Genomic DNA, 7805 nt, shown 5'->3' on the forward strand with positions numbered 1-7805 from the left:
GCGAGTCATCCTCGCCCGAGTACGAGCCGCGCACGGTGAAGCGCTGGCCGGTGAGCGGGAGCACGTCGGCGCAGCTATGGGCGGCGCGGCCACCGACCTCGACCCCCAGGTCGAAGGCTCCGCCCGTGTCCGACAGTCCATCCACCACGATGAAGTACGTCCCAGCGCCCGGGGAGGCGCTCCGAGTCTGGAGCTGCACGGTGGCTCCCGGCTGGTGCGCCGCGACGCAGGCCTGGTTCAGCTCGGACTGCGGTGCGTCACAGCGGCCCTGCCGCAGGTACACCACCGGCTGGAAGGCCGCGTCCCGGGGCGTGACGGTGATGACCACGTCGGTGACGTGGGTGGCCGTGTTGGCGAGGGTGAAGGCGTAGACCGCCTCGCTCCCATCGACGCCACCGCAGGAGCCGACGGCCTGTCGCTCCGCGCCCACCGTCGTTCCGCTCACCTGGGCCCGGCCGTTCACCAGGGACAGCGGGAGCGCGCCACAGCCGAGCGGCGGCTCGCCCGCATCCGGGGTGGAGCCGCCGTCCGGAGTCGCCGGGCCCATGCACCGGCCGTCCTGCCCGCACGAGCCCTGGGCGCCGCAGTCCACGCAGGCCTGCCCCCCCACGCCGCAGGCGGACACCTCCGCCCCGCGCTCGCAGCGCCCGCTCGCCGTGCAGCAACCCCCACAGCTGGAGGGGCCACACGACGCTGGCGAGGGCTCCGTGGTGGAGCCGCACGCCACCAGCGCGAGCGCCCACAGCCCCATGAACACGATTCGGTGCGGCATGATCCGGACTTCCTCCCGTAGACACAGGATTGCACGGAGCTGTCCGGCTGGATCGCATCACTTCTGGACGTCCAGAAGTGATGTGAGGTTGTGTGTGATGCTTCTGGACGTCCAGAAGTGAGGGCCCGCGCTAGGCCCGGACGAACTCGAGGTGCGTCCGCTTCGGCGGCTGTCCGAAGGGGAAATAGCGCAGCTTGGGGGGTGCCCCTCCCGGAGCGAGCTGAGGCCGCATGCCTCGACGCGCCAGCTCGCGCGCGAAGGCCGTGGCGAACTGCACCACCTCCACCCAGGCCAGGTGGTAGCCCAGGCAGAAGTGGGGGCCGCCTCCGAACGCCGCGGTCTCGAGGGCCGAGGGCGGCAGGCGCCTCCCCATCCACCGCGAGGGATCGAAGCGCTCCGGCTCGGGGTAGAGCGCCGGGTCGTAACCGTAGACCCCGATGGGCACGGTGATCATCGTGCCCTTGGGCACGCGCTTGCCGTGCAGCTCCAGCTCCTCGGTGGCCTGGCGCGCCGTCACCGACACGGGCGGGTACATCCGCAGCACCTCGCGGAAGAGCGCCTCGGCGAAGGGGTGGCGCTTGAGCTCCTCGGGCGAGCGGGGCAGGCCCGGTGCCGCCACCGCCTCGTCCCGCAGCTGCTCCCAGAGGTCCGGCCGCTGGGCGAGCACGATGCCCAGCCACGCCATCACCGACGCGGACGTCTCGTGCCCCGCCAGGGCCAGCAGGCGCAGGTTCTGGACGAGGTCCGGATCCCCGAGCGGGCGTCCTTCCTCGTCCTTTGCCGCCAGCAGCGCCGAGAGCGTGCCCGGCATCTCCGGCTTGCCCCGCGCCGCCGCGATGAGGCGGGAGAAGCGCGCATCGAGCCACAGCCGACCCTGTCGGGCGCGCCGCGCGGGCGAGAAGGGCAGGTCGATCTTCAGGGGGATGGCCCCCAGGATGAACTCGCGGTAGTGGCGGTTCCAGGCGTCCAGCTCGCTCCGCTCGATGCCCATGATGCGGAAGATGATGTCGAGCGCGAGCCCCTGCGTATGGGAGAGCAGGGAGAAGGGGCCCTGGGGGAGGCCCGCCACGCACGCCTCGATGACCTCGGCCGAGATGGTGGCCGCGCCGCTGGACGTCAGCCCCCGGGGAGTGAAGGGCCCGCTCATGGCCGAGCGCAGGCTCCGGTGGGGGACTCCATCCCGCGACAGCAGGGAGTCACCGACGAAGTCCGGCACCTGCTCGCGGATGAACTCGCTGCTGGTCACCCGGTTCTTGAGCAGCTCGAAACCGGGCTCGCCCATGCACACGAGCAGGTAGTTGCCGACGTTCTTCGTCCAGAACAGCGGGCCCACCCTGGCGGCGGCGTTGCGCAGGAAGGTGAGGGTGTCGCCGAGGTTGTACGGAGCATGGCCCACCAGGGGCAGGCCCCCGGGAAGGATGGGAATCCCCTCGCGGTGGCTCTCCCTCATGGGCAGGCGGAAGAGCAGATCCGTCACGGTTTGCATGGGGCCGTGAAGTAAGCCGGGCGAGCGCCTGGGACAACCCATGTCTCGGAACCACCTCCGCCAGGGGTTCGTCACGAGACGTCGTGGGCTAACCCGGCCGGGCGCTCTGGCTCGCGGCCCGGGCGCGCAGCCGCGCGAAGTTCTCCGGGGGCGTCGTGGAGTCGCCGGGGCGCTTGCCCGGCGTCACCTGCTCGCCGTGGAAGTCGCTGCCCCCGGTGGTCACCAGGTCGAACTCCTTGGCGAACTTCAGGTACTTCTCCCGCACGCTCGGGTTCTCGTCCGCGTGCAGCGCCTCCAGCCCGTCCAGGCCGTCCTTGGCCAGCATCCGCAGCTCATGGCGCTCCACCTTCGAGCTGCCCGGGTGCGCCAGCGTGGCCGTGCCTCCCGCGCGGTGGATGAGCCGGATGGCCTCCCGGCCGTCCAGCTTGTACCGGTCCACCCACGCCGACCGGCCCGCGCCCAGGAACCGGTCGAAGGCCTCCTTCACGTCCAGGCACCAGCCTCGCTCCACCAGCACCCGCGCCAGGTGCGGCCTGCCCAGCTGCGCGCTCCCCGCCACCGCCCGCACGTCCCCCATCGTCACCGGGAAGCCCAGGCGCCGCAGCTGCTCCACCATCCGCTCCATCCGCTGCTCCCGCTCCACGCCCAGCCGCGCCGCGAAGCTGGCCAGCTCCTCGAAGTCCGGCCGCACGAAGTGTCCCAGGATGTGCACCTCGCGCTTGAGCACGAACGCCGACAGCTCGATGCCCGGCACCAGCTCCACCCCGTGCGCCCGCGCCGCCTCCGCCGCCTCGCCCAGCCCCGCCACCGTGTCGTGGTCCGTCACCGCCAGCGCCGTCACCCCCGCGCTCGCCGCCAGGGAGAGCAGCTCGGCGGGCGAGTGTTGGCCATCGCTCGCGGTCGTGTGGGAATGCAGATCAATCACGGCTGGACTCCAGAGGCGCGGGTTGAAAGGTCCGCTGATGGCCCGTAGGATGTGGGATAAACCTGAGACTCGCCGACGACGGCCGCGATGCAGCAACACCCGTTCCAGATTTCCCGGAGAATCGAATACGGGATGAGGGCCATGATCTTCCTGGCTTCGCAACCCCTGGAGCGCGTGGTTCCCTTCCGGGAGATCGCCCGCCGCATGGATGTGCCGGAGGATTTCCTGGCGAAGATCCTCAAGACGCTCGTGGAACGTAACATGGTTCGCTCCACCCGGGGCGCCCACGGCGGGTACGCGCTCGCCCGGCCCGCGCGCGAGATGTCCTTCCTGGACGTCATCGAGGCCGTGGAAGGTCCGGTGGTGGTCAATGTCTGCCAGGACGGCAGCAGCCACGACTCCTGCAAGGCCACCGGCAGTTGCACCATGTACGGGGTGTGGAAGCTGGGCCAGCAGCGCATGCTGGAGGTGTACCGCCACACCACGCTGGACCGGCTCGCGATGAGCGACCTGCGCATGCCCGAGCCGGCACCGCAGTAGGGGAGGGCCTTGCATGTCCAAGTCGGACGACACCATCGAGAACCGCGTCTATCTCTTCGACTCGCTGGCGAGCAGCTACGTGTCCGCCGCCTCCGAGCTGCTGTCCTCCGAGGACGAGGCGCAGCGCGCACGGGCGATGCGGGCGCTGGCGGACCTCGCGTACGTCTCCTGCGTCGTGGCGGACACCGGGCACCTGTCCCCCGAGCAGGTGCGTCAGCGGGTGCTCGGCGCCTCCGAGCCGCAGCCGCCCGCGCGGGACGAGGACGAGCGGGGCGGCAAGGGCAAGAAGCGCAAGTAAACGGGTGCTCCCCTCGGCGCGCGGGCGGTGATAGATCGCGCGCCATGGCAAAGACCCCCGCGAACTCCAAGAAGAACCTGCGCTCCCACTACGGGGCCGCGCGCAAGGCGGATCCTCGTCCCATCACCGGCAAGGAGAGCCCCACCGAGCTGCTCGAGCACGCCTTCTCGGCCTACGTGGGGCGCCAGGAGCGCACCGCGTTCGAGCTGATGCGCCGCTCCATGGAGGTGGATGCCTCCATCTTCCTCACGCTCTCGGGCGCCATGACGCCGGCGGGCCTGCACCAGAGCTGCATCATCCCGCTCATCGAGAAGGGCATCATCTCGGCGCTCACCACCACCGGCGCCAACCTCTACCACGACGCCCACCGCATCATCGGCCACGCCATCCGCGAGGTGAACCCCAACGCGGGGGACCTCCAGTACCGCCTGGCCCGCATCATCCGCATCTACGACCTGGGCTTCTGGGAGGAGGCGCTGCTCGACACCGACCGCCTCTTCTCCGCGCTCCTGCGCCGCCCCGAGTTCCAGCGGAAGATGACCACCCCCGAGTTCCACTACCTGCTCGGCAAGAACATCCAGGCGATCGAGAAGCAGCTCGGCGTGAAGCAGCCCTCGCTGCTGTCCACCTGCTACAAGCACGGCGTGCCCATCTTCGTGGGCGCGGTGCAGGACGGCTCCATCTTCCTCAACGCCGTCAAGCTCAAGCGCCTGCTGGGCGCGGAGTTCAAGTTCGAGATCGACATCAACGACGACGTCTACTGGATGTCGGCGATCCAGCACTACTGCCGCCACCACTACTCGAACAAGATGGCCATCTGGATCCTCGGCGGCGGCGTGCCCAAGAACTACACGCTGCAGGGCGAGCCGCTGCTGGATCAAATCCTCGGCGTGCCCACGGACGGCTTCGACATCGACGTGCAGTTCTGCGTGGATCCGGTGGACAACGGCGCGCTCTCGAGCTGCCCGGCCGGTGAGGGCCACACCTGGGGCAAGGTGTCCATCGAGGCGGTGGAGGCGGGCTCCATGTACGTGCACACCGACGTCACGGCCGTCTTCCCGTGGATCACCCACGCGCTGCTGAGCGACACGAAGATGAAGCGCAAGCCGCGCCGGCTCATGGACGTCATGCAGGAGGCGGTCACCTTCCTCGACAAGGACGTGCAGAAGCGCCGCAAGTCGCTGATGAAGACGATCGACTGGAGCCCGGACGAGGAGAAGCCCAACCCCGAAGAGCACACCGCCTACGTCCGTTAAGGAGCCATGACCATGAGCCAACCGACTCCCCCCGCCACCGGCGTGGTGATGACCGTCGCGAGCGCGCCGGGCTTCACCTGCCGGCTCGAGCACGGCCCGTCCGGCACGAAGATCTCCACCGAGGCCCCCAAGGACAACGGCGGCACCGGCATGTCCTTCTCGCCCACGGACCTCGTGGGCGCGGCGCTCGCCTCCTGCGCCCTCACCACCATGGCGCTGGCCGCCTCGCGCGAGGGGATTGCCTTCGGCGAGGCCCGGGCCCGGGTGGAGAAGCGGATGACGCCTCCGCCCCGCCGCATCGGTGAGCTGGTGCTGGAGATCGACATGCCCTCGGGCCTGTCCGCCGCGCACCGCACCCGGCTGGAGGAGGTGGCGCACGGCTGCCCCGTCACGCGCAGCCTCCACCCGGACGTGAAGCTGCCGGTGACCTTCCGCTACCCGGACGCGCCTCGCCAGGACTGAAGGGCTCGTCCCGTCGCCTGCTCCTCGAACACCCGGGCACGGTGCCATGCGCCGTGACCCGGGAATGCCGACCCTCCCTGGAGGGATGGGCGAGCACGAGGAGGATCGCGATGAACCTGGACCTTTTGCGGATCTACCTGAACGACCATCTCGCGGGCTCGATGGTGGGCCTGGAGCTGGCGCGCAGGACGCAGGCGGAGAACAAGGACAACTCGGTGGGCGAGTACTACCGCGTGTTCGTGCCCGAGTTGGCGGAGGATCGCGCGACGCTCATCGGCGTGATGGCGGCGCTGGGGATGAAGCGCGACATGGTGAAGCAGAGCGTGGCCTGGGTGGGCGAGAAGCTGGGACGGCTGAAGCTCAACGGGCACCTCACGAGCTACTCGCCGTTGAGCCGGATGGTGGAGCTGGAGGCGCTGTGCGTGGGCACCGAGGGGCGGCTGTCGCTGTGGCGGACGCTGCGGCGGCTGTCGCGCAAGGACGAGCGCCTGGGCCGCTTCGACTTCACCACGCTCATCAACCGGGCGGAGCAGCAGCGGCGCACCCTGGAGCGGCTGCGACAGCAGGCCGCGGACGGGGCCTTCCTGGAGCCCGGTGAGGGCGCGGTGGTGCGTTTCACGCCCTCTCCCTCGGGACGGGGCGGGTAGGACCGTAGAGGACGGGATTCCAGCCGGGGATGCGCCTATAAGGTGCCCCCATGGATTCCAAGCTGCGTCAGGTGGTGGAGCTGCTGGTGGGGGAGGGGCAGGTGGCGTGGACCACCACGAAGCCCCTCCCGGGGGACGAGCCCGGCGCGCGCGAGCTGTTCATCAGCGTGGGCTCGCGCGCCGAGGCCCTGCCTCCGCACCCGCGCATGCTGGCGTGGAAGCTGCCCCAGTGGACGCGGCGCTCGGTGCGCTCCACCACGGGCGCCGTCCTCCTGTCCGCCGCCGAGCTCGATGCCTTCTCCCAGGAGCTGCGGCAGGGGCAACCCGAGGGCTCGCTCGGGCCCCTCACGCTGCGCGTCCACGAGCCGACCCTCGACGTCCTCTGCGCCACCCTGCTGGCCGTGTACCGGCTCGTCCACCACGCCTGGCCCGAGAGCGCCGAGGCGCTCGCCGTGTACGTGAGCGAGTGGGAGCAGGGCCACACCGAGTCCGCGGGCGACTACGAGCGCGCCCTGGGCACGGTGTTCTACGCGGCCCTCAACCTCTGGCCCACCTCGGACGAGGGGCGCCCCGCCCGCGAGCTGGTGGAGCTGGTGGCCACCGTGGTGCAGACGGTCCGCCTCCCCGCGGAGCTGGCGAAGCTGCCCGAGCCGCTCGTCCCCTCGGCCATCTCCCGGCGGCTCAAGGCGGATGAGCTGCTGTACCGCGCCGAGCTGTCGCGCGCCCAGCGCGTGCAGATCGACCTGCCGCTCGGCGAGGAGGAGGGAGCGCCCGTGCGGCGGGTGGACGCGCTCTTCCTGTCCTCCTTCCAGGACGTCACCGTGCTGCGCATCCTCGCGCGCGGCGACACCGTGAATACCCACTACGGCCAGGGCTTCGACTTCATGGTCACGCACATCGCCCGGCCGGGCCAGACCAAGCCCTGGCATGCCTTCTCGCTCACCCCCGAGCGCGCGGGGACGCTGGCGAACCTCGCGGGCTGGTTGGACGAGCTCGAGGGGGAGCGGCGGCCGGATGGGACGCCGCGCGCCAGGGGAAAGCGGCGCTTCGAGCGCCAGCCCAATGACTACTCGGACCCGTGGTACTCGGACGGCTACGCCAGCCCCGTGGGCCGCTCGACGATGGTGGCGGCGCCGTACTCGGGCACCCGGCTGTCCCGCCGCGAGCTGTGGGAGGCGCTCTGGAGCCGCTTCAACGTCGGCCGCAACGTCCGCGTCCTCCGGGCCCACACCGTCTTCGCCCGGCCCTTCCTGTGGCGGGGGCTGGCACCGGACGCCGAGCTCGTGTCCCGGGGCTTCCACCGCTGCGACCTCTCCGCCCAGGGCGGGGCCTTCCACCCCGCCGTGGTCTCCTCCTTCCTGGGGGCCACGCACGAAGCGGACGTGCTGCACTACGAGAAGCTCGCCGAGGGCCACAACG

Annotated in this window: 7 protein-coding genes and 2 pseudogenes; 6 read left to right on the forward strand and 3 right to left on the reverse strand. The window is 70.7% G+C overall.

The window, feature by feature from the left end; genetic code table 11:
* The 3 genes and pseudogenes from VF697_RS27875 to VF697_RS27885 all read right to left on the reverse strand — a co-directional run.
* Nucleotides 1-772, reverse strand: a pseudogene (locus VF697_RS27875) (hypothetical protein); the annotation flags it as partial.
* Nucleotides 773-902: 130 nt separating this feature from the next.
* Complete coding sequence (locus VF697_RS27880) at nucleotides 903-2258, reverse strand: cytochrome P450 (RefSeq protein WP_331099769.1); 1356 nt, start codon at nucleotides 2256-2258, stop codon at nucleotides 903-905.
* Between the two features lie 88 nt (nucleotides 2259-2346).
* Nucleotides 2347-3183, reverse strand: a complete 837-nt coding sequence (locus VF697_RS27885; protein ID WP_331099770.1) for a PHP domain-containing protein — start codon at nucleotides 3181-3183, stop codon at nucleotides 2347-2349.
* Nucleotides 3184-3270: 87 nt separating this feature from the next.
* On the opposite strand from VF697_RS27885, the gene VF697_RS27890 reads away from it, so the two are divergent.
* The 6 genes and pseudogenes from VF697_RS27890 to VF697_RS27915 all read left to right on the forward strand — a co-directional run.
* The gene (locus VF697_RS27890; RefSeq protein ID WP_331099771.1) at nucleotides 3271-3723 is read left to right on the forward strand and encodes an Rrf2 family transcriptional regulator; all 453 of its coding nucleotides are present in this window, start codon (nucleotides 3271-3273) and stop codon (nucleotides 3721-3723) included.
* A gap of 13 nt (nucleotides 3724-3736) precedes the next feature.
* Nucleotides 3737-4021 carry a hypothetical protein gene (locus tag VF697_RS27895; protein WP_331099772.1) on the forward strand — a complete coding sequence of 95 codons (285 nt, stop codon included), beginning with the start codon at nucleotides 3737-3739 and terminating at the stop codon, nucleotides 4019-4021.
* Nucleotides 4022-4065: 44 nt separating this feature from the next.
* The gene (locus VF697_RS27900; protein ID WP_331099773.1) at nucleotides 4066-5277 is read left to right on the forward strand and encodes a deoxyhypusine synthase family protein; all 1212 of its coding nucleotides are present in this window, start codon (nucleotides 4066-4068) and stop codon (nucleotides 5275-5277) included.
* Nucleotides 5278-5289: 12 nt separating this feature from the next.
* Nucleotides 5290-5739, forward strand: coding sequence for an OsmC family protein (locus VF697_RS27905; RefSeq protein WP_331099774.1), 450 nt, complete (start codon nucleotides 5290-5292; stop codon nucleotides 5737-5739).
* Nucleotides 5740-5849: 110 nt separating this feature from the next.
* On the forward strand, nucleotides 5850-6386 hold the full coding sequence (locus tag VF697_RS27910) for a hypothetical protein (RefSeq protein ID WP_331099775.1): 537 nt from the start codon (nucleotides 5850-5852) through the stop codon (nucleotides 6384-6386).
* Between the two features lie 50 nt (nucleotides 6387-6436).
* Nucleotides 6437-7805, forward strand: a pseudogene (locus VF697_RS27915) (hypothetical protein); the annotation flags it as partial.

The sequence above is a fragment of the Archangium sp. genome (assembly GCF_036388035.1).
Lineage (GTDB): Bacteria > Myxococcota > Myxococcia > Myxococcales > Myxococcaceae > Archangium.